A 24,915-nucleotide genomic window follows, 5' to 3' on the forward strand; every position below is an offset into this window, starting at 1 on the left:
ATGGATCTGCATTATAAATTCAGCGAGAGGTTTAAACCATATTGGCGTGCGATAGGCAACGCAGTGGTGCCAACACCCTCAGTTTCCGGATCCTGCCCATTCAGGGCTTTGCTGGCAATGGTAAATACATTGGATACAAATACGCCACAGCTAAGTCCGTTCACACCCATACGCTTTACCACCGGCAACGGGAAAGAATAATTCAGATTTAGGTTAGGACAACGTACAAAGTCGTTACGTACTGCTCTGAAATCTGAATTGGTGTAGGCGCTATAAGGGTTGTCATTCAGCCCCAGGTAAGCCTTGGCGGTGGTTTGATCCACGAGCGCCGGGATATTGGTATGTGCCTCATCGCCGGGTTTGCGCCAGCGCTCCAGCAGCACCCTGTTGGCATTGCCGAATGGTGGTGGCACCCCGTCATTGGTTTTATTGAGAAACAACGGATCCAAACGTTTATGGCTGCCAAATGCATAGGCGAAAGTAGCGTACATCGACAACTGCTTATACCTGGCGGCCACAGAGAAGCTACCATTCATGATAGGCTGTAACTGTCCTGAATACACGAGCCAGGAGGTAGGATTATCGACCTTAGGATCTTTGTCTGTCAGGTTATCAAACAATGGCAAACCATTTTCATGGGAAAGGCCCATGTATTTATATGAGTAAAAACCACTGATGGCCCGTCCAGGCACGTTTGCTGTACCGTTAAAGTAGCTCCGGTAGTCGTTACTGAAATCGTTATCGCCTATTTTATTAGTGTTCTTACTGTTAATAAAGGTCAGGGAGAGATTTAAGTTTTTCTTCCGGATCACCTCTACGTTTACAGTCAATTCAATACCGCTGTTAATAAGCCTTCCCTCGTTTTTATACATCGTCGTAATGCCGTATTCTGCGGCAATGGTACGTGCCATAATCAGATCGCGGCTTCTTTTAATGTAATAATCTGTATTCACATTTACTCTTCTGTCGAACAGGGATACATCCAGTCCTGCGTTAAACTGGTGTGTTTTTTCCCAGCGCAGGGATGGGTAAGGCAATGACTTGATATTAAGAAAGGGGAAGCCGGTGATCTGGTTGATGGACCCGTTTGCAGGATAGGAAGCGATGAGCTCAGGTCCTACTGCATCCACCACGTTTCCCTGGGAACCATAGGAACCGCGGAGCGTTAATCCGCTCACGAGGCGACTGGTTTGTAACCATTTTTCGCTGGAAAGATCCCATCTCCCGGATAAGCCGTAGTTAGGTAAAAATTTAGCATTCGAATATTGACCGAATCGGTTGGAGCCGTCAGACCTTGCCGTAGCGCTGAATACATATTTTCCTTTCAGGCTGTAGGCGGCGGTGGCCATCACCGAAAAAACATTGTTTAAGGAGTTGGTAATGCTGTAACTCATCAGCTGGTTGAGGCTGGGAAAGGAAGGAGAAAAAGTTTGTCCTCTGTCCGGAAAGTAGCCTGGCTGCGTAGTTTTATTCATCTTCAGCTGTGTGGAACGCGCCTCGGTTCCTACCATCAGTGCCAGCTGATCTCTCTCTTTAAATAAACCCAGCGAATAATCCAGCATGTTGGTATTCGTGATGGTAGAGGAGAAATTGGTAGCAATATTGGCAATACCACCATAAGGAATTTTAGATTCATTTACCTGCCGGGCAGTAGGTGTATACCCCAGGTTCCAGCCACGCATGGCGGAAATGTAATAGCTGTTTTCATATGCAGCCATAAAGCTTTCGCTGTTATCCAGCACCGCGTTGACGGTACTTCTCAGAAACAGGCGGGGTAATATCTTATACCTGACATTTATATTCCCGACCATGGATCGTACGCTGCTGGTATTTTCCGTATTGGCAATTTCGTTGAGCATATTAAAAGTAATAGGCCCTGGTATCGGATGTTTGATGATAGTGGAAGAGGACAGTGCATAGGCCAGGTCTGGTGTAAGCGCTCTGCTGGTGCTGAGCGCATAGGTTTGCGGCTGCACAGTGGGATAATAACCTTGGTTCTTATTGAAGTTACCCATTAGGCGTACATCCAGTTCCAGGCGCTTCCCTCCTTCTGTGTGCATGCCAATGTCGGCGGTATACCTGGTGAGCCTGTCATTTTTTGGCAGGCCTTTGTTGCTGGAATAGGAGAAGGAAGTATAGTAAGTTGTTTTACCGGCGCCACCGCTCATACTGATGGATTGAGTCGTGGACAGCTGGTTCTGATACAGCACCTTAAACCAGTCCGTATTATTGGTTTGCAGCTTTTGCACGGCGGTATTGAATTCCGCTTCGGTGATTTTCTTCGCATTCATCGCCATGTACAGGCCTTCATAGGAATACGGTTCGTTCAGGAAATTACTGAGCGTTTTGTGCGGGAGTCCATCCTCCATGAGCTGACGGGATAGTTCAATCCTTTCGGCGGAGTTCATGAGATTCATTTTCGTGAAGTCCGGCCGTTGGCGGAAGCCATAGTTGCTGTTATAGGACACGCGCATGGGTCCGGCCTTTCCTTTTTTGGTGGTCACCACAATCACCCCGTTGGCAGCGCGCACGCCGTAAATAGCGGTGGCAGCAGCATCTTTAAGAAAGGTGATACTTTCCACATCGTAGGGATTCAGGCCGCTTACAGCGCTGCCAATCATAGAAAAATCACCCGATTGTGCGTCAGTAACCACGTTGTTCAGCTGCGTGGCGGAGAGGTTAACCGGATCAGGGCGCACCACATTATCTATTACCCATAAAGGGCTGGCATTACCTACAAAGGTGGAGGTACCGCGGATGCGGATGGTGGGGCGTGCGTTTACACTACCCGAATTATTCATGGCCAGCAATCCCGGCACTTTACCCTGTAGCATTTGATCTATGCTGGGCATGCCCGGGTTTAGTACTTCAGCCGCATCCAGTTTAAATACAGAAGCAGTAGACATACGGGCATCGATTTTCTGATACCCGTTTACTACCACTTCCTGTATTTCCTGAACGGCAGTATCCATCACTATTCTGAACAACGTGCTATTGTTGGCCGAAGAGAAGGTGCGTACAACCGTTTTCATACCCACCTGTGAAAAGCGCACGGGTTGTTTTTCGTTTACTACCATGCCAAACATACCGTCGGCCTGTGTGGTGGTGCCCATCGACTTGCCAGAGGCAGCAATGGACACGCCTTCCAGTGGCATTCCTGCTGCGTTTATCACCTGCCCCTGTATGTAAAAGCCTACCTGCACATCTACCGAGGCACTAATATGCGGGTAGATGACGATCCCTCCAAAGTCTTCCATAAACTCAAGTCCGGAGTTCATCAGTACTTTTTTTAACAATTCTCCCAGCGTGCCGTTTTTGTGGTCTACTGTAACAGAGGGTCCTTTACGAATCAGGCCAATATCGTAGGTAAAGCGCACCTTGGTGATATCGCGGATCTGCTTTAACACGGTGGATAGTGGCAAATCCTTTGACTGGTAAGTCACTTTTTTAGCCAGTACATCCGACTGCCAGGCGCTTGCCGTTACCGTGGTAAACAGCAGTAAAAATAGCAGCAGCAATGGCATAGCATAGCCCTGCACTGCCCTCCTGAACGAGGGTGTGCCCTTCATTGTTTTCATCTTGATTGATATTAGTTGGTTAAACAGTCACCAGCTGATAGCGGTATACCGATGCCACGTTTTCTAAATAATTCTCTTTATTCACTTATTTTCTAAATACTTCAATATTTCTACCTTCAATACGGAACTGCACTGTTCCGGTGATCCGGGTGATTTGATCCAGCACCTGTTGCAGGGTGGCTGGCTGGCGCATGTCCAGCGTAAGCAGGAGTTGCATCAGGGCAGGCTCTTTGCAGGTAAAGTTATAATCAAAGCTGCGGCCCAGCTGTTGCAGGATATTTCCCAGTGCGGCTTCTTCAAAATAAACATCGCCATCTTTCCAGGCAGTATAGATCCGTGCATCTACGGAGATGCGTTGCTGTTGGTTCGTTTGGGTGTTGTACTGTGCCTGCTGGCCTGGTGTGAGCACCAGTTTATTACCGGCGGCACCTGTACTTACCTTTCCTGTTACCAGTGTAGTATGAATAGTGGTATTATAATTATTGATGTTAAAAGATGTTCCCAGCACGGTTACGTTTACCGGGCCTGCGGCCACTTCAAATGCCTGCTGCGCGTTAGGTGCTACCTCAAAAAATGCCTCTCCGCTTACCGATACCCGCCTGGCGGAGCCGGTGAATACGTTGGGGTATACCAGTCGCGAATCGGCGTTGAGCCATACATGGCTACCATCTCCCAAAACAATATGTGCTTTATTACCCCTTGGTACTACCAGGGTATCCAGCTGCACAGTAACAGTGCTGCCTACACTGAACCGGATTACGTTGGACTGGTTGAGCTGCACGGTGGTACCGTTGGCCAGCCGGGTAACCTTTCCGGTACTGTCCAGCGTTACCGACTGGCCATTACCCATTTTTATCTGCACACCGGCAGCAGGCGGCAAGGTGGCCTGTGCCAGCATCCCCGGTTTACCAGCCGGTTTGGTTTGATGGAGTGCCCACCAGGTACCTGCGGCACCCAGCAATACAAGCAAAGTAGCGGCTACGGCCAGTTGCCGGCGCCAGCGTACTTTTAATCCCTGTTGTTGCCTGTTGGCGATGTGTTTTTGCCAGCCCTCTTCGGTAGAAAATCGTTCCTCCGACTTTGTGAGCTGCTTCATTTGTAATGCTTCGAGATAAGTGGCTTGCTCCGCGGCTGTAAGATGGCTGGTATCTCCATCGGTGAGGGCGGCCAAAACCTTATCCCAATTGATATCCTGATCTGGTGTATTCATACTGATATGAATTAAGGCAATTCAAGTCTGAAAAAGGGTGAATCAAAAATCTTCTTTATTTAAAAAAAATCAGGAAGAGGATGTAGATGAACATCCATTCACATTCTTTTCGCAGGAATTGATAGGCCAGTTTGATTTGTGTTTTAACGGTATTGACAGAAATATTCAGTTTGCCGGCTACGTCGTTGTACGACAGCTCGTCGCGGTTGCTCATTAAAAAAATGCGGCGGCGCTGCTCCGGCAAACGGCCAATAGCTGCCCAAAGGGCAGCATGGCGTTGCTCTTCCAGTTCCCGGTCGTCCACCAAATCTGGTGCCTGATCCATAGAATCGGAAGGGTCATTGAATACTACTTTACCGTTTTTCTTTAAGTAGTTTAAACTGGCATTACGAACAGCTCTGGTTGCATAACTTCTAAAATTTTGTGTGATCTGGATAATATTGCGCTTATCCCAGCAGTACATGAAAAAGTCCTGCACCATATCTTTTGCTGCATCTTCATCTTTCAATACAAAATAAGCTGTGGCGCACAATATAGAATAGTGGCTACGAAAAAGTTCTTCAAAAGAAGCCGGCTCTATAGAGTTTGGTTGATACATATCGCGTTGGCACCCGTAAAATTATCAACACAAAATAGCGTAAAAACCGGATAATCAATGTGCCAGACCTAATTTTTTGCCATTCCGGTCAGCATCTGCACCGTTTCGGCCAGTTGCCTGTCCCGGGCACAGGCCTTTAGCCAGTCCTGGTACCGTGCGCGTTTTTCGGCCGGTAATTTGTCATCCGCAGTTCCCTGCATACTAAGTTGGTGATCGGGTGATAAAGTAAGAGCGCTATCAATGGCCAGTTCATGCTGGTGGCTTTCCTGCAACTGTTTCCTGAAAAGACCCTTTTCCAGGTTGATAGGCTGATTTTCCTGGCTATGCAGCCATTCTACATGATACCTGAGTTGTTGATAATTACTGTCACGGGCAATTTTTTCATTGGCCTGCCGAATGGTTTGCTGCAGGAGCGCTGTGTTGGTGTATGGCTGGAAACGTGCGGCTGGTATGGTATCTGCCGGCATCGCGGATTCGAAATCCCTCTCCCTGATTTTTGCATATATTTTTTTACTTGGGAAAATTACGTCTGGAACTACCCCGCCCAGCTGGGTGGTAGTGCCGTTGATACGGTAAAATTTCTTGATGGTAAGCGCCATGCTGCCGTAGTTGATGTTGGCAATACCCCTGGCACTATCACCCAGCTTACCCATCGGATAGGTTACCTGCATGGTACCTTTGCCGTATGAGGTGGGACTCCCCACTACAATACCCCTTTTATAATCCTGGATGGCGGCAGAAAATATTTCGGATGCGGATGCACTGCTTTCATCCACCATTACCGCCAGCGGGCCATCATAAAGCGTTTCGCCGTTATTATTGATAGTATAGGATTCAATTTTATCCCTGCCTTTGCCCAGCACTACGGGTCCTGATTTCACGAACAGGCCTGTCATGGCTACTACTTCATCCAGCGAGCCACCGGGGTTGCCGCGCAGGTCAATCACCATACCGTTTACTCCCTGTTCCTTCAGTTTCAATACTTCCATGGCCACGTCGCGGGCGCAACGCACTCCGTTGATATTTTTAGCATCGAGGTAGAATTCCGATAGTTGGATATAGCCTATTTTTTTTGTGCCTTCAACTACCACTGCGCTCCTGGCGGCATTAGCGTCTTCCTTAATTTCTCCTCTTTTAACTTCTACCTGTTTTACTTCGCCGGAAGCTTTGCGCACGCGCATTTTCACGATGGAGTTGAGCGGGCCGCGTATCAGGCGGGAAGCCTCTGTGATGCTCATGCCTGCTACGTTTATCATTTTGCCGTTATCGTCACTCAGTTCCAGGATGCGATCATCCGCATGGAGTAGTCCGCTGAGATCGGCCGTACCGCCGGGCAGTACACGTTTAATCACTACATCACCATCCTGTGCAGTGAGTTCCATACCCAGTCCGAAATAGCGGTGCGTCATCATGCTTTCCCGCAGCGATGCATCGATGGGTGCCATAAAGGACGTATGCGGGTCCATTTCCATGGCCACAGTATTAAGGAAGGCCGCAAAGCGATCATCCGCAGCGGTGGTGCTTAAGAGGGTTTTAAAGAGTCCGTCCATATTGGCCAGCACGGCTTTGCGAGCGGCGGCTTCCGTTTCCACATCAGATTTGGTACTATCCTGGCGCTGGATATCCAGCATCTTTTTCAGCACTTCATACTTCATGGATTTGCGCCATATTTCTGCACGTTCTTTTTCATTTTTTGGGAAAGATGCCATTGTTCTGGTGGGGGCAACGGTTTCTTTTTTGCTGAAATTAACAGGCCGGGCAAGCAGGGTGCGATACAGCACCTGTAATTCGGCAAGTCGGTTTGCCTGTATGGTGTATGCGGCATTGAAATATTCCAGGGATTGGGAAGTCAGCTGATCGTCGATGAGAGTTTCATATTTACGCAGCGCATCTACATCCTCCTGGAGGAGCGTATTTTTATTAGCATCAATCACCTTCAGGTATTGCTGCCAGATCCTTTGGGAGAACTGATCGTTCACCGTTTTTGGGGCGTAGTGCTCATTTTTGATGCGGTTCATCACCAACCGTATGGTGTTTTTACGGTTTAATTCTTTCTGTGGGTCGGTATTTTCACCTGCTATGGCCGTATAGCTCATGAGCAGTATCGGCAGATAGCAGCAGTATTTTGCAATTGTCATATTTGTCATATTTAGTATAGAAACCCCCGCGGTGGGATCTATGTATAACATATTGGCAATTGGGTGCGGAAAAAGGGTGAAGGTGAGTTTATCTTTTTTTCTCGCGAAGGCGCGTAAGGCTTTTTAAGATCGCAAAGGATTATGTTTTGTTGGTTAAGATCGTTTAATGGTCCGCCGAAGGCGGACCATTAAACGATCAGGGTGGAGACCGAAGGTCTCCACCCTGATCGGGTAACTTAATGGAATATTTCACTATTTCACATTTGCTGCAAGCCACACCCGCAGCTGCTCCAGCAACTCAGGTGCCAGCGACTCCTCCAGCTGCGCATACTCCTGCGTAGTACAGGTTTTACAATGCTGGAACAGGTGGTTTAATCCTGGCAGGCTCACGGTGGTTACCCGTTTGTTGCCGTTGCTTTCCGCAGCTTTGCGTATAGCCGTAAGGTTAGGCTCCGCTGCCACCTGCACATCCTTATCACCGTTGATCGCCAGGATAGGCACGGTGATTTTTTTCCAGTAGTCCGGGAAGTTGCGGGTGATAAGAAAACGGAACCAGGGATCATAAAAACGATTTACAGAAGCTTCCAGATTTTTTGCGCGCGTGGCGGAATCAGTATTTTGATATAGGCGTGTTAGTGTGGTATCCGGGATCGTTTTTTCAAAGGCTTTGGAATCTGCTGTAATTTTGGCCAGGCCCTTAGCCGGGTCCGGCTCTGCAACCACTGTATTGGCCATACTCCGCAGTGCTGTTTCGATGAGTATCAGATCGGATGCAGAGGTATTTCCGGCGGCGCGCCTCATATCCACGCCCTGCTGAACGATCAGGTCCCGGCCGCTCACACCTACGCCTGCCAGAGATATCACATAGGCCACCTCTTTTGATTCCGCCGCTATCATGGCGGCAATGCAGCCACCTTCGCTATGTCCGGCCAGAATTATTTTCTTCGGGTCTACCACCGGCAGCGTTTTCAGGAAGGCGATACCCGCCTGTACATCTTTGGCAAAATCGGCCGAGGTTGCGTCTTTGAACTGGCCGGTGGATTTCCCTGCTCCCCTGTCGTCTACCCGGAGAACGGCATATCCCTGTTTAGTAAGATAATCCGCAATGATGGCGAAAGGCCTGTGATCAAACAATTCCTCATCGCGATCCTGCTGGCCGCTGCCGGTAATCATCAGCAGCACGGGATAGCGCTTATTTTCTTTGGGATAAGTGAGCGTGGCGCCAAAGCGGATGGATTTATCCGCATTATAGTACGTAGTATCGACCACGTTATAGCTATACGGGGGCTTGGGCGTTTGGGGCCGGGCGCGCGGTGCGGCCGCCTCCAGCTTATCATGTGTCATGTTCAGGGGTAATGCTGCCCCCTGGAAAAAGCGGCCGTGCAACGCCGTATCGTTTACCAGCGCGGCAGCATAAGTAATGCCTGCTCTTTTAAAATTAATATGGAGAGAATCATTTGCCACATAGGCCGTGTCCATCTTAATGCCAAAGGCTTTCTGATCAGGACTGTCCATAGTGGCCGATAAGTTACCGGAAGCATCCGCCGTTATATGATACACCAGCACCATTTTTTGAAAAGGAGTGGCGAGCGTTCCATACCAGCTGCCGGTGTATTGCTGGGCGAAAGCGGCCATCACGGATAATTGACATAGGAGCAGCACTAACGTCTGCCTGAAAAAACCAGAAAATCGTGTAGTCATACTATGGGATCGAAGGGTTAAGGAATGTAATCACTAATTTCTCCCTAAATTATCAAAAACCTGCCACTGCTAAAAAATCAGGATTTCACGATTTTACGATCCCCAGCAGCCCTGATATCTCCCCAAATCCCAGCCAGCTGCTGTTATATGTGTCGGAGTTTTCCTATATTCATCCACGTTATGAAAAAATACGCCCTGTACCACAATGGGTGGCAATAAAAACCCCGCCTGAGAACAGACGGGGCACCGTTTCATCGAATGTATAATGCTAAGATTCCAGGTTTTTATTATCGTAAGAATACCTTACGCACTGCTGCGTTGTTGATATCAAGAATATAAATACTCCCTTCTTTATCCATCGCAAAGCCGGCAGTATTGGAAGAAAACTTCGCCTGGTCAAAGCTACCGTCCGCAAAGCCATTGCCAGCCTTCATCATGGTGGACACCTCTCCGCTCAGTAAATTGTACTTACGGATGGCATAGTTCCACCTGTCAAGGATCAGCATGTTATTGTCCTTATCCATCAGCAGGCCTCCGATGCCATACTGGAACCGCGCCGTTGCACGGGTACCATCCACATGCCCCATATCTGAACTGCCAAGGTAATCCGTAGTGTAGCCCCCTCCTGCTGCTAGCCGCGAGAGGTAGGAGTTATAATCGTCGTTCATAAAATAGATATTCCCTGCCGCGTCAATTGCTGGCTGACAAACATCCGATACTGTTAAATTAAACAGCTTTTCAGTGGCACCGCTGGCATAAACTTTCAGCATCCCCTGGTACATTTGGGTGATATATACTTCGCCGGCTTTGTTGAGAAACAGCTTGCCCGAATACGTGAGCCCACTGCCTATAAATGTGCTCACCATCCCATCCGGCGTAATTTTACGGATCACCGGCGTAGTGTATTGGTCGGACACATACATGTTATCAGCGGCATCTATCGCAATGCTGTTGATCGCGCCGAAAGTAGCCTCCGCCCGAGTTCCGTTTTTGGTACCCATTACGTTAGGTATACCTGCATATACGGACACCTGGCCATCCTGGGTAATTTTACGGATGGTACCGTCACCGCGACTGGACACATAAATATTTCCTTTGGAGTCCACTGCAATGCCTGTTGCATAGAAAGAAATAAAACTACCTGTGCCAGGGCCACCGTAGATGGTTTGCACGCCCGCACGCAAAAACTCCGCCGGTGCGTGTGCTTCCAGTGCGGCACGCCGCACCACCAGGGCACCGGTGGTCAGGGCTGCCGGCGTAGTTACTACCAGCGAGGTTTCCGTGGCGCTTTCCACCGTTGCCGGAATGCCATTAAAGGTGACTATGTTTTCTGCCGCCACAGTGCTGAAACCGGCGCCGGTAATAGTTACTTTTGTACCTGCGAGACCGGTAGCCGGCATTACCTGCACAATGCCCAGGTTCTGGTCCTTAAAATGCGGCCCATCCACCTTTTGATCATTCACTGCCAACACTACCTTTCCATCGCCGGTACCACCCGGCAGCACTAAAGTAAGCCTGGTAGCAGTAGCTGTTTTCACCGGCACTACTGTACCATTTATGGTTACGATGTTTTCATCCGCTTCCTTACTGAAGTTTAACCCTGAAATACTCATTTCCAATCCCTTTGGACCACTCAGCGGGGTAACCACTTCAATGATCGGGGAAGGCACAATGGTAAAGGCAGGACCAGGTATTTTTTGTCCGCTAACGGTAACGGATAAAGGACCCGTGGTAATATCAGCAGGGGCCAGTACCACCAGCCTGCTTTCAGTAGCTTCCAATACCTCCGCGGGCTTACCGTTGAAATCCACCAGATTGCCGGCCGGCGCGGCTTCAAAACCAGAACCGTTAATAACGACTTTCGTGCCCGGGCCGCCAGTAAGGGGTTTGATGGCTTTAATTGCCTGGAAGCGGAACATGGCGCCGGAAGAACTCTTTCCGTCTACTACCACGGTTAAAGGACCGCTACTGGCATCCTCCGGCACTTCGGCCACAATCAGGGTATCGCTCACGCTTACAACCGTTGCGCTCACCCCATTGATGGTAACTGCAGCAGGAGAAGTTGTATTGCCGAAACCTTCCCCGCTGATACGTATATGCATGCCGGCGGGGCCATTGGAAGGGAAAAAACTACGGACACTCAATTGCTGGTAGGTATAGGTTCCCACTTCAATGGTTTTATCGGTGGTTACTAAGGTCAATTTGCCGGTTTGCCCGTTTTCAGGTGCACGTACTACCATCGATGTATCGTTATGATTCAGTACTTCGGCCACCCTGTCCCCGAACATCACTTTACCATCAGCCGGGAAACCACTGCCCAGCAGGGTTACCAGCGTACCGGCATTACCGCTGTTGGGGTAAAAACTATTCACGGCCAGTGGCTTCGCCATCGGCGGATCATTTTTCCTGCAGGCCTCCATCATGCCGATGGCTGCCAGCAGCAGGAAGCTAATCAAATAGGTAATTATCTTTTTCATCTGTCGTGATTGTTAAAATGTATAGCGTACGCCTAACTGCATCTGGTACCGGCTACCGAAATAATCCACACTGTATGGTTTACCCGGATGAGCGAAGTTGTATACCGGGTACCCTTCCTTACCTTGTGCCGGCGGATACAATGCTGGCGTTAAACCCACACTGGCAGTACTGTTGAAGGTATTGGGCGAAAAGTACTGGCGCCCCCAGTTGCCATTCAGCATGTTGGTGAAGTTGGTAATATCCGCCGTAAGCGTGAGGTAATGCGTTTTAAGCGACGGGATATGGAATTCCTGGGCAAAGTGCAGATCGCCCTGGATATTCCACGGCGTACGGCCCATATTCCTTTCCGTGAACATGCCCCTCCTGGTACGCAGGTAAGCATTGCTTTCCACATAAGCGTTGAACGCGGCAGCCTGGTCAGCGGCCGATTGCCCGTCTGCATCGCGGAAAAACTTCACGGCCTCTGTTGCGGCAGGGATATATGCCAGGCTCACCTGCTGCGGTAACCCCTGCACACTGTTATTAACAATGCCGTAGGTAAACGGACTGCCCGACTGCGCTGTTCCAAACAGGCCCAGCGTGGTTACCAGCACTTTACTCCAATGCCTGCGGTAAGTAACGTTAACGATTATACGATGCCGCACATCAAAATTAGAATATGCCAGCGCCGCATCATTAGGGCTCAGTGCCTGGTTCAACTGCCAGTTACTTTCCATGGAGTTGCGGATACCGTTAAACACATCTTTACTTTCCCCGAAAGTATACGCCACATTTGCATACAGTCCGCTCTGCCACGTTTTACTAACGGTACCGGTTATACTATACCTGTATCCTTTGTTGGTATTACTCAGCAGGTAAGCATTTGAAAAAGCAGGATTAATACTGCCGGCATAAACTGGCTGCTGTCTATTTTTATCGTAACCGTAATACTGCGGGTTGTCAGTGATGTTTACCTGTTGAAAAAATACGTCTTTCAGCACCCTGGTAATGATCCCTTCAGCAGTAAATTTCCATTGATCAGCAGTTGTGTAATCTGCGGCCATACTGGCACGCAGCACCTGCGGCATGGAAAAACCGTTGTCTACCAGGTCCACCTGCGTTTTACCGGCATTAGGATTATTGATGATGGTACCATTATCTCTGATAAAACCAGCGATGCCTTCCGGCCCGGGTTTTATAGCGTCCGTACCGGCAGCAAAAGGCTTCTGGTCCGCACGCTGATCAAAGGAACCGTAACCGATGCCGTTGTTGTAGTATGCATAGGCCAGCCATGCGAAAGGAATACGCCCGGTAAACAGGCCGGCACCGCCACGGAGAATCAGGCTTTGATCGCCCAGCCAGTCGTAGCGGAAGCCCAACCGCGGCGATAACTTCACCTTATCAAAAAACTGGTTACGTACACGGCTCAACGGAGTATAGGTATAAGTAGTCCCGAAATATGGGTCAGCGGGGGAATTGATCACCTTCTCACTCAGCACGGGTTTTTCCGGCAGCCAGCTATAGTCCGCACGCAGGCCAGGCATCACTTTCAGCTTATCTGTTACCTGGATTTCATCCTGTATGTATACACTGTGGAGGTTGATATTAAACACCGCTCCGGGATTAGCGAGTATATAATCACGGTTATTGTTGGTGTAGTTGTAGCTCCCACGCACGCGGTACGGCGTATTGTTCAGGTAGTCTTCGATGCTGAGATAATCTACCCTTCCGTTCCAGCTGTTTACAAAGCCATAGTCGATGTGATATAGCTCATGATGTGTACCAAACAACCAGGTATGTTTACCTTTTGTATAGGTGAGATTATCACTGATTTCGATGGTACGTTGTTTCATATTGAAGATGGCTGCTTCGCGGTCGGTGCCCAGATAGATGGTGGTACCGGGGGTGCGGCCCATGATCTGTACCTGTGGCAGGGATGGATCACTGAGCGGATCGCGGAAATCTTTCACTACGCTGAAACCGGCTACCAGGCTGTTACTTACAGCGTTGCTGAAGCGACTCTTCCACTCCGCTACGGTGCTGCTCTGGTTATTCGTTTGTTTAAACGCCATGCTGCTGAAGCGGAAATCCTGCTGGTCGCGGTCCATATGGATGGCGCTGGACTGAATCGTATTATTGCGTACAGAGAGCTGATGGCGATCGTTGATATTCCAGTCCAGGCGGTTAAAGAATTTATTGGACCTGGAGCTGGTGTTATAACTGCCGGCAGTACCGGGGTCGAAGATATTCCCATAACGACGGATGGTTTCATTGCGGATCGCATCGGCATCGTCAGCACTGAGGATCTGCGCGGTTTCTGCCTTGCCGGCCATCAGCTGTGCGGGTTCTGTACGGCGTGTAATTTCTTCGTTGGTGAAGAAGAATAGTTTGTTTTTGATGAGCGGAAAGCCGAGGCGAATACCTGCCTGGAAGTCCTGGAAATCGCTGTCCATTTTACCGAGTGTGCCTGCCTTATCTTTTCCTGTAATGGCGGCGTTACGGCCGTAGGCATATACGGAGCCTGTGAGGGTATTGGTACCGCTGCGGGTAACTGCGTTTACGCTGCCGCCGGTGAAGTTACCGATCTTCACATCATAAGGGGCGAGGTATACCTGCATATCTTCGATGGCATCCAATGATACGGGATTGGTGCGCGTGCTGCTGCCGGGTTGGCCGCTGGTACCGCTCTGGCCACCGTTGGAGGGACTGAAACCGATGGCGTCGTTGTTGATGGCACCGTCGATGGTCACGTTATTATACCGGAAGCTGGAGCCGCCAAAGCTGTTGTCTTTAGAAGCCTGTGGTACCATACGGGTAATATCCTGCAGGCTGCGGTTCACGGTGGGCATGTTGTTGAGCTGTTGTTTGCTGATATGCTGGCCTGCGCCGTAGCTGTTGGCTCGCGGGCCGGCCTTTGTTCCTTTTACAACCACCTCACCCAGCTTTGTGCTTTGATCGGCAAGCGTGATGTTCAGCAGCTGCGGCTCGCCCAGCTTCACGGTAATATTATCAATGGTTTGTGTTTGCATGCCCATCATAGTGGCGGTAATGCTATAAGGACCGCCGATGCGCATGCCATTAATGCGGTAGCGCCCACTATTATCGGTGATGATGGGATACTTAGTGCCTGAAGGGCCGTGCACGGCTATTACCGTCACCCCGGGCAGGGCCTCTCCTGTGGCTGATTGCACCCTGCCGATAAGGCCGCCGCCTGTTTCCTGTGCCAGCACTGCAAATGGCAGTAGCAGCAACAGTAAAAAGAAGCGTATATGCTTAAACGTAAAAACTTGCATGTCTGATAGCTTGAGTAACTTTGATGATTATTGGGTGATGCGCAGCACCTGGTCCGTGATATGCAGCACGCCGTTGCCAGAGATAATATCCTGTTTTACCAGTTTCACATCCGTTGTATTGCCGATCCCCCGGAGCGTGATGCCGGTGAAAGCGCCAGGCTGCTGCGGGTTAGGCGTGAGTGATACCGTAATGGAATTATGATCGCTCATCCCCTGCGTGGTAGTGGTTTTTCCGGTGGCGGTAGTAAGGATATAATCGTTTACAAAGCGGCGGTCAGCCACTACGTGGTATTTCACCAATGCGGTGATGGCTGCAACAGGAGCGGCGTTGATAGCTTCCAGCGTGGCATAGCCGCTGGCTATCATCGCGTCATTGTTTGGTGCATATATAGTAAAAGGACCTTTGCCTTTGAGCTGATCCGTCATCCCTGCCCGTTGCACGGCCTGCCAGAAAAGGGTGAGTGCAGTTTCTGCGGCTATGGCATCTCCTATATTTTCATGGAGATAGGGTTGCAGCATGCGATCGATGACCTGTACCCGGCCATTGGAAGCAGTGATAGAAGACGACAGCAAACGGCTTCCGTTAATGGTCAGTATGGTATCCTGCCCTTTCACCCAGCGGGTTACAAACAGCTTGCCGCCCCTGGAAGTAATTTCCTGGTTAAAGAGAAACGGGAGTTTATTCAGGTCGTAAGTACCTTCTACGGTATGATAAGCACCCAGGGACGTGATCAGCCCGGAGCTGGCTCCCAGCACAGCTACCACATTGATATAGCCTGATTTCACAAAGGCCTCGTCCGACGGTGCGAAGAGGGTAAATGGCCCCGGCGTATTCAGGTCCGTACGCAGATTGGAGCGCGACACCACCGTGTTCATCATGGTGAGGTTGAAGTTATCCGCCAGCACCTGCACGATCCGGTTTCCGTCTTTCGGCGCCGCGGCCTCTTCTTTGGAGCATGCCGCTGTCAGCAACAACATGCCACAGGCAGCCAGTATTTTTATATGAATGTTATACTTTTTCATCAGTACTTAACTTTATCGGAAAGAATCAGGTTTTCCATCACATGCACAGGTCCCTGGAAGGTCATGATATCTGCCTCTTCAATCGCAGCACCAGGATGACTGCTACCTTTTACCTGCACGGTGATTTTTCCACCGCTGTTACCAAAGTTCAGCGGCATAGTATAAGGTGGTACCCTGCCACCACTGCTGGTGGTCAGGTCAAACTTACCGATGATGCGGTTATCCAGGTCATTGGAAAAAAACATTGCCGGGGCACCATAGCCGGCGCCATAGGCAGGCTCAGTGGGCGTATACATACGGCCCCATTCGTGAAAGGCCAGCAGTGAATCAGTAACGAAGCCATTGATCATTTCAAAATAATCCCAGTCCAGATAAGGCATGGATCGTGCGTTTAGGGCCATGAGATCTTCTACTGAATTAAATCCCGCCTTTTTGAAAGCCTCATCAGTAGGTGCAAAAAAAGCATTGCTGCTGATTTCGTTCCCTCCTGTCGGGCCCAGGCCGGAAAAGCTGGTCCTTGGAAAATATCCCATACCTTCCGTTTCCCAGATGTCATTGGTTTGCTGTATCAGCGCGGCAAATATGGTGAAGCGCGGATCGCGGCGCAGGAAATCGAGCGTACTTTCCGTTGGGCGTTTCAGTAATTGATTTACCGGCCAGATGATGCCATTGGTGGCGTACAGTGGTGTGTGTTTGCCTGTATTTTTTCCGTTCACCAGCAAGCTGCCATCTGCGGTCATACCCAGGAATTGTTTGTAGGTATAATGTTCCATCATCGGCACACTGGAACCGGGTTTTACAATACTTTCAATAAGCACTGCATCTTTCAGCATTGTTGTACGGCGCACACTGCCTAATTGCCCACGTAAAGCTGTGGTATCAATGTATTCTGTAATAATGTGGAAGCAGACCAGCGAATCGAGGTGCGCTGTAGTTGCTGCGGCAATTACTTCACGCGTGTAGCCCGCAGCGGTCATGGCCGCATCGTCAGGCGCCATGATGGTAAACCGCATGTTCTTTCCTTCTTTTGCCAGCCGGGTATTAACAGTGCTCTTTTGCCACGCTGCATTAAACAATTTATAACCGCTCATACCGAGCAGCGTTGGCAGGTCATACCGCGCAGTATCGGTATAAGGTACAGGCTCCCCGTGTGGTGGTTGCTGGAATTCTTCTTTCCGGCAGGCAGTCATCAGCAGCAGTAAAGCGAGCGTAGAAAATAGTAAGTTTCTCATATCATTATTTTTTTTGCGCCTCTTCCGGCAGGATCACTAATCCCGGCATGTCATGCACAATGCCGTTATCGGTCAGGTTATCCGTAAGGCGGGAGGTGTTGCTGCTTACAGTACGTATCACTCCCAGTACAGGACGCGCAGGATCTTTATAACCAAAGGTGAACTCCGCAGGTGCCAGCTGGCCGAAATTTTTTGTAGCGTTAAGGGTATAATTATACACGTCTCCTTCAATCGAAAGTTCCACGCCTGTAGTGCCGTAAATGATGGCAAACGCGGGGAAATCAGTCAGGAAAAAGCGTTTATTCCGAAGCAGGTATATGCCGAATAATCGTGCACCGATATATCGCTCCGGTGTTAAAGCTTTAAGAGATTCCATGGTGATCCCCGCTCTTTTCATCGCTTCATTATCCGGAGCAAAAACCGTCATGGAACCGGCGGCACTCATATCTCCCCACAAACCAAATTGTTTGAGCGCAGCTACAAACACGCTATACTCCGCCCTGGCGGCCAGCCAGTCCTGCACCGTACCTGGTGTATACTTCATCACTTTATCCAGCACATACAACACGCCATTGGCCAGCACCACATCTTTTTTCACGGCATAGGAGCCGTTAATAAACAGCTGGTTTTGTGGAAACTGCGGATAGTCCACCGGGAAGCTGGCATAGGTCAGATATACTTCCCTGCCGGCCATATTGCCATAGCGTATATCCACACCGTTAGCAGGAATTGCCGAAGCAGGCAGCCGGCGGGTAAGGATATGATATTGCAGCGCGGCTTTCAGACTATCCTTATTCAATCGCAGAAAATCGGAGGCACGGGTAATACCCAGCTCATTAAAGGCGGTATTACCGGGCACCAACAGCGTATACGGCCCCGGGCCGTTCATCTCCGCTGCCAGTCCGGTGTATTCCATGGCGGCATTAAACAGCGACAAATCGTAGTTGTTTTTTATAAAGTCACCTGCCAGCCTGTACGATTCCTTTTGATCGGGCATCACCAGTTCATCATGCTTGCAGGCGGTGAAAGCCAGCGGCAGCAAGGCAAGCAGCATGCAGGATCTGATATATGTAAACATTGTTTTTACTTTTTGAGCAATTAATAAACAGGTGGGGCGTACTTACGCTGAATGGTGGTGAGATAGGCGTTACCGTTAACAATCTCAATCGTGTTCACTGTCGCAAAGGAGCGTGGATTATAATTACCGGAATGGATATTGACAATCATGCCCGGCAGATACAGCGCCCCTCTTTGGAAATCCTGCGGGCTGCCGTTACCATAGCAGGCCACCAGCCCATAACCTCCATCGGTAACCGCGTAATAATCAGGGTAGGGATTTTGTTCCGGATCAATACCAGGTGCCAGTAAGGTAATACGCTGCCAGATGTCCGTTACAATGTGATTGGAAGCACTGTCGGCAAACAGCGGAAAGCTGTAATACGGCGACACCTGGTTGCCTGTATTCCTCCTGAGTTGCCCAAGGTAGGCAAACCGGTAGCCGGGAATGGTTTTAACACCTCCCGGTTTGCAGAGCGACAACCAGATGTTCATTTCATCGCGTACACCATATTGCATTACACCGGAAGTGTACTGGTTCTTCTTCAGGTTTATATCCGCCTGCCAGAAGCCGTCGGCACTGTAGTTGTAAAAGTTGATGTACACCAGGGAGTCGGACAATGGCAGCTTATGAAAGTTTTCCGTTCGTAATACAATGCCCTTTTCCTGTGTTACGAAATTGCTTTGCAGTACATGCATGGTATATACTTCCTGCACGCCCAGGTCGATCACTGTGTCTACCACCTTCTTGCTGCGCACGGCAGGCTCCAGGTCAAAAAAGGGAATATCGTTCATAGGCCGGTAATAGAATACCACGCGGTGTTTGCCGGAGGGTACCTGTGCCCAGCCCGACAAATCGAATCCGTTTAACACCGGCCCTACGAGCACATTTTCTTTGCCCGGATACTCGGGATTATTTTTACGGGTACTGCTGCCGATGTGTGATGGATAAGGAGGAGCGTAAGGATCGCGCTGATCCAGGTAGTCGCCTTTCAGTGCAGCGGATACAGGCACACCATCCTTATTGATTTCCGGATCTATCAGCATGCAGAGATAGGGTCTGTCTTCATCTTTATTCTCCAATCCTATCTTCAGGTTCAGGTCATTGAACACCCGCAGGTAGGCGGGCTTTTCTATCTCCGTATATTCCACCTTGCTGCAGGAGCTGAAACCCCATAACAGTGCACAGGCGGCCAGGAGATGCATTATCTTGGTCATAACTATTACTTCGTGTGTTTAATGATGATCATTTTTGCTTTCTTCGCTTCCGGCAGACTGCCGTTTAACTGACCAATCAGTGCTACCGTATAGATGCCAGGCTCCTGCACCGGTTTTACCGGGCGGGTATAGGCATCCGGGCGTGTGATGAAGTCCGTGCTTTTTAAAACAGGTACAGCGGACAACCACGTGCCCGGGTATACGCCGGGACCTGATTTATACGCCAGTATCTGGTAGGCAGGATGCACCTGGTTAAAGCGGGCATAGGGCAGTTCTGTTGCTGCTACGCCCGGCTGCAGGTTGCGGGTGCCGGTTTCGGAGCCTGCGGGTTGACCATTATCCAGTGTAAAACTCACGTATGGTAAGTCGCTGCACAGATTGAGGAAACGGATATTAAAAGGATATTCATGCAGCAGGCGGTTATAAGTACCATCCTGTCCACTATTGCCTGTACCCACCTCATACCAGCTGCCACTCAGGTTATTATTCACCAGTGTTAGCACCGCCTTACCCGCGGCGTTTTTGTATAACCAGGCCGTGTAATTCATGCCTGGCATCAGTTGTTGTTGGGCAGATGCTATTACATTCCCTGCGGCGTTTACCGCGTCCACGGTGGTTTTACCCGTCACATATACGCCGTAGGCCGTACTGGTACCATACCCCGCATTACCGAGCTGGACGCCGTTTACAACAAAGGTGACCTTTGCCTCATCCGGATCGGCTTGTACGGCCTGCAGGCGGTAATATTCATTATTGACTGGTTCACTAACGTCAGCGATTACACGAAATGCGTTTTGATAAAACGGAAACGATTCACCGGGTGTACCATACACATAAGGTGCGGTCATTTTGGTAACCCCTACTACGATGGTGTATACGCCGCCTGCCTGGTAAGTTTTTACCGGGGCGTAGGTAAGTCCTGTGCTTACAGCATTGGGAAAGCCGGTAGCAGGTTTTACCAGCGTAGACGTGGCCGGGTCCACCAGGTTGGTCTGCTCCAGGTTGTTGCCAGGAATGCTGCTTACTTCCGTACCTGATGGCGTGAGCACTTTGAACTGGTAGGTACCATAAGGCAGCTCTACATATGACGACCAGCTGCGAGTTTGCACATCAGTGGTCGCAGTGCTTACCTTCGTACCATCGGCAAACACCAGGGTAAGTGGTACCGCTAAATTTTCAGCATTATTACTGGCTGCTACCTGGTCAGCAAAGTTTACCAGCCGTATTTTGAAATAGCCTGCTTTCGAAGGAGCGGTCACTTCACGCGGCACTTCTACCACGCGCGTTACTGCTGCAGCAGTATAAGGCAAACTTTTCAGCATGTAATAGTCCTTCGGCTGGCTGTATATTTCCGTCACTTCAAATCCGATGGAATCGCGCAGGCTCTGGTATGCAAGGTAATCGCTACTCACCATGGCTTTGCCCGTGGTGAGGAACTGGCGTGGAATAGTGAAGGTGGTACCCAATTTACCATTGGCCGGAAACCAGTAGGTGCCGGGGTATAGTGGCTCGCCACCACCGGGTAGCGGGTTTAAGGCGAGGTAGCCGGTAAGACTATCCCCGTTCAGCGACAGCTGGTTATTGGCTACCAGGTTCACTAACCGGATGGTAGAGTTGCCGCTTACCGTGGTATCCGGGCGGTTGTCGTAGGAGTAATTCACCTTTTCCTTTTTGCACGACAGCATGCAACCGGCTAACAAGAGCATGCCTGCGGCAAAACATTTATAAAACATATCTTCCCTTTTTAGTAGTTTTTAGAACAGCTTATAAGTGAAACCCATCATGATTTCAGCACCGCGTTTATAGCTGCGGTTTACATAGCGCCTGCCGTACCAGAAGCCACCGGTACCGGGATTGGCGTACACCGTTTCTATGGCAGGATTCAGGATATTTTTAGCATAGCCTTTAAACAGTAATCGCTTTCCCAGCTGTTGGGAGAAAATGAAATCCAGGGTGGGTGCAGGACGCGTATACAGATCAGGTTCACCGGTGAGGTTGATCTGTACAAGACGCTCCCCTACCATGTTAAAGGCAGCAGTGAGGTCCGTTCCCAATCGTGTGTTCTTATAGTTCAGCCAGCCGTTGATGGAATACGGTGCCTGTTCAAACAGGGGGCTGTTATCAGGAGTGTGCCTGTCCAGCGATTTATTGGCTTCATAACGGGCGTCCGTTTTTTTGATATTGCTTTGTGCCAGCAGCAGGTTGGAGCCAATGAAAAAGTTTTTCAGCGCAGGTGTTAATCTCCCTAAATCCTTTACTAACTCCAGCTCCATGCCCCATACCGTACCTGTGTTAGGATCGTTCTGGAACTGAATAGTGGGATATTCCGGGAACCTGGCGGCCAGTCCATCCGTTTGCAGACTGAATACTTTCACCAGCTGGTTGTTGATGCGTTTACCAAAAGCAGATAAGGAAAATACCTCACCCGGATTTGGGAACCACTCCCAGCGGAAGTCCAGGTTTTCCGTATGCTGATTCACAAGGTTAGGATTACCTACTACCAACCCCATCTGGAAGGCATCAAATTCAAACACATTGGTTAGCTCTCTCAGCTCAGGCCTTGCCAGCGTGGTATTAAATGCCATTCGGAAGTTCATATCCTCCCGGTAAGTATAAGTCATATTCAGGGCGTAATAGGGCTTATAACCGGTTTTATACACCGTATTCGGATTGATCAGCACTACCGGCACACTGGTACCATCTGCATTTTTGGTGGTCAGCGACGGATCGAGGAATACGTTGGCGGTGTCTACGGCCGACTGGATATTCGTTTTCTCGAAACGCACGCCGCCGGCTAAACGAAAATTTTTAAGCGGGTGCAGGTCCAGCATAGCATAGAAGGCATTGGTTTCAAAGAAACCATTGTAGTTGTTGGGTGATTTCTGTGTGTTATACAGGAAGCCCCCCACCGGGTCGGCACCTTCGCCGGTGCTGCCGGAAGGCTGTTGAATACCGATCACTTTCGGGCCCACCAGTGCATCCAGGTTACCGTTAACGGTATAAATAGTATTGGCTTTGTTTTGGGAGAAGTTAGAGCCGGGCAGGAACATCATATTCTCTCTGAACTGGCGGTCGCGGTTCAGGTAATTAATACCCGTTTTGAATTCCTGCTTCTGACCGAACAACGGGAATGGAAATGCCAGGTCCGCCTTGTAATTCCAGTTGGTTTCGTCCAGCTGTCGCCAGCGGCGGCCGTTGGGCTCTGCCTGGATGATACCGTAGGTACCATAACCATTTACATAGCCGGAGTTCAGGGCGTATAAATGTTCCGTATATACGTAGCTGCCGTTACCGAGGTCCTGCCCGATGGCAGGCTGAAAGCGCCAGGCGCCGCCACGGGGTTTGTAATCGGTGAGCGTTACAAACCGGAAGTCCGGATCGTTCTGTGCGGAGGTGGAAGTGGCCAGGTTATAACTTAACCGCGGTGAATACTGCCCTTCGAGCAACTTATGTTCCCCTTGCAGGTTAAATGTATTCAGGTTACGGCGGGTTTGTTTGAGTGAATAGATGGTGCTGTTTACATCACCCGGTAAGCCTGTATACTCGTATTTACCGTACATATTTACTGCCTGCGCCTCACTACCCCAGCTGCCCATGTACTGCATGCTGATTTCATTTCGTGTGTCAAAGCGGAAGGTTAAGCCTGCGAGCACGCCGTAGTTGAGGGTTTCTGTGCCTGTGTTTTCCTTATAGGTTTGGTACTTTCCCATATACAGGCTGTTAGGGGTGATATAGTTCGGGATGTTACGCGGACTATATACTGCCGGGTTGCCGGTAATCACACCCTGGTAGATGCTGTATTGGGTAAGGTCTCCGCCATATACATCCGTAGTCCGGCGGTAGTAGTTGGCACCGGCTACGAGTCCCAGTGTTTTGTTTTTAAATACTTTGAAGCTATTGCCATAGGTGGCGGAGTAAAGTTGATTAAGTGGTGCGTTTTTGTAGCGCGTGGTAAGCACCGGATCAAAACTGTGCATCACTTTATTAATGCGGGCGGCTTCCTGCTGCATAGCGGGGCTGCCATTACTTTCTGCGATCATTTTCTGCATCTGGCTTAAACCGCCGGGGTATTGGCCGGCGAGGTGCAGGAAGTCGCTGCTCAGCTTTTTATCATTTACTTTATTACCGAGGAAGCCGAGGTCGCTGTTATAAAAGCTGTTCATGCGGCCGCCAGGTCCAATATTAGTGTTGAAGCCTGTTTGCGCGATAATTTCCAGGGTGGCTTTGTCCGGTACCGATTTGGTTTTAAGCTCTACGATACCGGCCGCAGCGTCCGCAGGTTTATCTGGTGTAACTGTTTTATAGATGGTGATATTATCCAGCAGGGAGGCGGGCACGAGGTCCAGCGGGATTGCGCTCCTGTCAGGATCAGAAGACGCCAGCCGCACACCGTTGAGTTGGCCGATCACGCTTCTGTCGCCCAAACCGCGGATGGCTACATATTTATCATCCGTGATGGTGACTCCGCTCACGCGCTGCAACGCCTGTGTGGTGGTGATGGAGGCTGTTCTTTCGATTTGTTGTGCAGAGATGGCATCCTGCACGATGGCTGCGTTTCTTCTTTCCTGCAGGACGGTAATTTCAGTGTTTGTTTTACGACGGGCCTGTACCTGTACCTCTCCGAGGGTGCGGGTGCTTACGTTGAGGAGCACGGTGATAGGGGCTGAACCGCCGGCCACTTTTACCTCTTTGGCTTCGTAGCCCATGAGGGAGAAGAGGAGGATGGCACCTTCAGACGGGATTTCTACGGTGAAGTAGCCATTGATATCCGTGGCAGCGCCGCCGCTGCCGTTTTTAATGCGTACGGACACGCCAGGCAGCGCGTCTTTTGTTTTTGCTTCCAGCACGCGACCGGAAATTTTCACCGGTATTTTTTTCCGGGCTACTACTACGTAGCCATTGAGCAGGTGATAGTCGAGGGTTGTACCGCTCAAAATGCCGGCTATGGCATCTTTCACGGTTATATCAAGTTTGTGTAAATTGATTTTTTTATTTACGGAAGACAGAAGAGCTTCCGGCAGCAAAAAATGTACGCCACTTTCGCTTTCAATTTTCAGCAAGCTTTCTCTGACGTCTGCATCGTGGAGATGTAGGTTCAGACGGCGGGAAAGATCCTGGCTCTTCAGGTTATCTGCAAACAGCAGGCTCACGAAGGTCAACTGTGTTGCTAATACGATAAATGAGCATTTCATCAGGAAGTAAATTTTGTGTAGGTGCTTTGTGGTGGCTGGAGGCGAACCTGCTGCACCAATGGGCTTTAACACAAATTCAAAGCTGTCGGGCACAGGTTCCATGAAAAATCCTAAAGGATCTTTTTTTAATCCTTTTTCCATACTTTTGAATATTGATAGTTAGTCCCGGTATGCCCGGGAAATCTGTTAATAATTCGGCTGCTGTGGTCCTGAGAAAAC

13 protein-coding genes are annotated in these 24,915 nt (G+C 49.8%); all 13 read right to left on the reverse strand.

All coding sequences use genetic code 11. The features are described from left to right. Nucleotides 1-11: 11 nt before the first annotated feature. The 13 genes from BUB18_RS21740 to BUB18_RS21800 all read right to left on the reverse strand — a co-directional run bounded on the left by BUB18_RS21740 (nucleotide 12) and on the right by BUB18_RS21800 (nucleotide 24,837). Nucleotides 12-3,578: a SusC/RagA family TonB-linked outer membrane protein gene (locus BUB18_RS21740; RefSeq protein ID WP_083550498.1), complete on the reverse strand. Its 3,567-nt coding sequence runs from the start codon at nucleotides 3,576-3,578 to the stop codon at nucleotides 12-14. 85 nt (nucleotides 3,579-3,663) lie between these two features. Further along, nucleotides 3,664-4,788, reverse strand: coding sequence for a FecR family protein (locus BUB18_RS21745; protein WP_073085121.1), 1,125 nt, complete (start codon nucleotides 4,786-4,788; stop codon nucleotides 3,664-3,666). Between the two features lie 55 nt (nucleotides 4,789-4,843). Continuing rightward, nucleotides 4,844-5,386 (reverse strand): RNA polymerase sigma-70 factor, encoded by a 543-nt coding sequence (locus BUB18_RS21750; RefSeq protein ID WP_073085123.1) that lies wholly within the window; start codon nucleotides 5,384-5,386, stop codon nucleotides 4,844-4,846. A gap of 68 nt (nucleotides 5,387-5,454) precedes the next feature. Beyond that, nucleotides 5,455-7,524: a carboxy terminal-processing peptidase gene (locus BUB18_RS21755; RefSeq protein WP_073085125.1), complete on the reverse strand. Its 2,070-nt coding sequence runs from the start codon at nucleotides 7,522-7,524 to the stop codon at nucleotides 5,455-5,457. A gap of 252 nt (nucleotides 7,525-7,776) precedes the next feature. Further along, a complete protein-coding gene (locus BUB18_RS21760) occupies nucleotides 7,777-9,225 on the reverse strand; it encodes an alpha/beta hydrolase family protein (protein WP_083550503.1) in 1,449 nt (482 codons plus the stop codon). A gap of 287 nt (nucleotides 9,226-9,512) precedes the next feature. Continuing rightward, nucleotides 9,513-11,702 carry an IPT/TIG domain-containing protein gene (locus tag BUB18_RS21765; RefSeq protein WP_073085129.1) on the reverse strand — a complete coding sequence of 730 codons (2,190 nt, stop codon included), beginning with the start codon at nucleotides 11,700-11,702 and terminating at the stop codon, nucleotides 9,513-9,515. A 12-nt stretch (nucleotides 11,703-11,714) separates the two neighbouring features. Further along, nucleotides 11,715-14,975, reverse strand: coding sequence for a TonB-dependent receptor (locus tag BUB18_RS21770; protein ID WP_073085132.1), 3,261 nt, complete (start codon nucleotides 14,973-14,975; stop codon nucleotides 11,715-11,717). 27 nt (nucleotides 14,976-15,002) lie between these two features. Then, the gene (locus BUB18_RS21775; RefSeq protein WP_083550506.1) at nucleotides 15,003-15,998 is read right to left on the reverse strand and encodes a fasciclin domain-containing protein; all 996 of its coding nucleotides are present in this window, start codon (nucleotides 15,996-15,998) and stop codon (nucleotides 15,003-15,005) included. Further along, nucleotides 15,998-17,230: a fasciclin domain-containing protein gene (locus BUB18_RS21780; RefSeq protein WP_073085135.1), complete on the reverse strand. Its 1,233-nt coding sequence runs from the start codon at nucleotides 17,228-17,230 to the stop codon at nucleotides 15,998-16,000. Before BUB18_RS21780 ends, BUB18_RS21775 begins: the two co-directional genes overlap by 1 nt. Before the next feature lie 4 nt (nucleotides 17,231-17,234). Then, nucleotides 17,235-18,308, reverse strand: a complete 1,074-nt coding sequence (locus tag BUB18_RS21785; protein ID WP_073085137.1) for a fasciclin domain-containing protein — start codon at nucleotides 18,306-18,308, stop codon at nucleotides 17,235-17,237. A 20-nt stretch (nucleotides 18,309-18,328) separates the two neighbouring features. After that, entirely contained in the window at nucleotides 18,329-19,504 is a 1,176-nt protein-coding gene (locus tag BUB18_RS21790) for a hypothetical protein (protein WP_143160042.1), read from the reverse strand. A 5-nt stretch (nucleotides 19,505-19,509) separates the two neighbouring features. Next, a complete protein-coding gene (locus BUB18_RS21795; protein ID WP_073085141.1) occupies nucleotides 19,510-21,237 on the reverse strand; it encodes a DUF4397 domain-containing protein in 1,728 nt (575 codons plus the stop codon). 21 nt (nucleotides 21,238-21,258) lie between these two features. Then, nucleotides 21,259-24,837, reverse strand: a complete 3,579-nt coding sequence (locus BUB18_RS21800; RefSeq protein WP_218588080.1) for a TonB-dependent receptor — start codon at nucleotides 24,835-24,837, stop codon at nucleotides 21,259-21,261. Nucleotides 24,838-24,915 lie beyond the last annotated feature (78 nt).

Source organism: Chitinophaga jiangningensis (genome assembly GCF_900142605.1).
In the GTDB taxonomy this organism is placed as follows: domain Bacteria; phylum Bacteroidota; class Bacteroidia; order Chitinophagales; family Chitinophagaceae; genus Chitinophaga; species Chitinophaga jiangningensis.

Bases quoted from the DNA above. Each gene is read 5' to 3' on its own strand.
- BUB18_RS21745 (WP_073085121.1), bottom strand. From the start codon at position 4,788: ATGAATACACCAGATCAGGATATCAATTGGGATAAGGTTTTGGCCGCC.
- BUB18_RS21790 (WP_143160042.1), bottom strand. From the start codon at position 19,504: ATGACCAAGATAATGCATCTCCTGGCCGCCTGTGCACTGTTATGGGGT.
- BUB18_RS21780 (WP_073085135.1), bottom strand. From the start codon at position 17,230: ATGAGAAACTTACTATTTTCTACGCTCGCTTTACTGCTGCTGATGACT.
- BUB18_RS21775 (WP_083550506.1), bottom strand. From the start codon at position 15,998: ATGAAAAAGTATAACATTCATATAAAAATACTGGCTGCCTGTGGCATG.
- BUB18_RS21740 (WP_083550498.1), bottom strand. From the start codon at position 3,578: ATGAAAACAATGAAGGGCACACCCTCGTTCAGGAGGGCAGTGCAGGGC.
- BUB18_RS21750 (WP_073085123.1), bottom strand. From the start codon at position 5,386: ATGTATCAACCAAACTCTATAGAGCCGGCTTCTTTTGAAGAACTTTTT.
- BUB18_RS21770 (WP_073085132.1), bottom strand. From the start codon at position 14,975: ATGCAAGTTTTTACGTTTAAGCATATACGCTTCTTTTTACTGTTGCTG.
- BUB18_RS21755 (WP_073085125.1), bottom strand. From the start codon at position 7,524: ATGACAATTGCAAAATACTGCTGCTATCTGCCGATACTGCTCATGAGC.
- BUB18_RS21765 (WP_073085129.1), bottom strand. From the start codon at position 11,702: ATGAAAAAGATAATTACCTATTTGATTAGCTTCCTGCTGCTGGCAGCC.
- BUB18_RS21785 (WP_073085137.1), bottom strand. From the start codon at position 18,308: ATGTTTACATATATCAGATCCTGCATGCTGCTTGCCTTGCTGCCGCTG.
- BUB18_RS21795 (WP_073085141.1), bottom strand. From the start codon at position 21,237: ATGTTTTATAAATGTTTTGCCGCAGGCATGCTCTTGTTAGCCGGTTGC.
- BUB18_RS21760 (WP_083550503.1), bottom strand. From the start codon at position 9,225: ATGACTACACGATTTTCTGGTTTTTTCAGGCAGACGTTAGTGCTGCTC.
- BUB18_RS21800 (WP_218588080.1), bottom strand. From the start codon at position 24,837: ATGGAAAAAGGATTAAAAAAAGATCCTTTAGGATTTTTCATGGAACCT.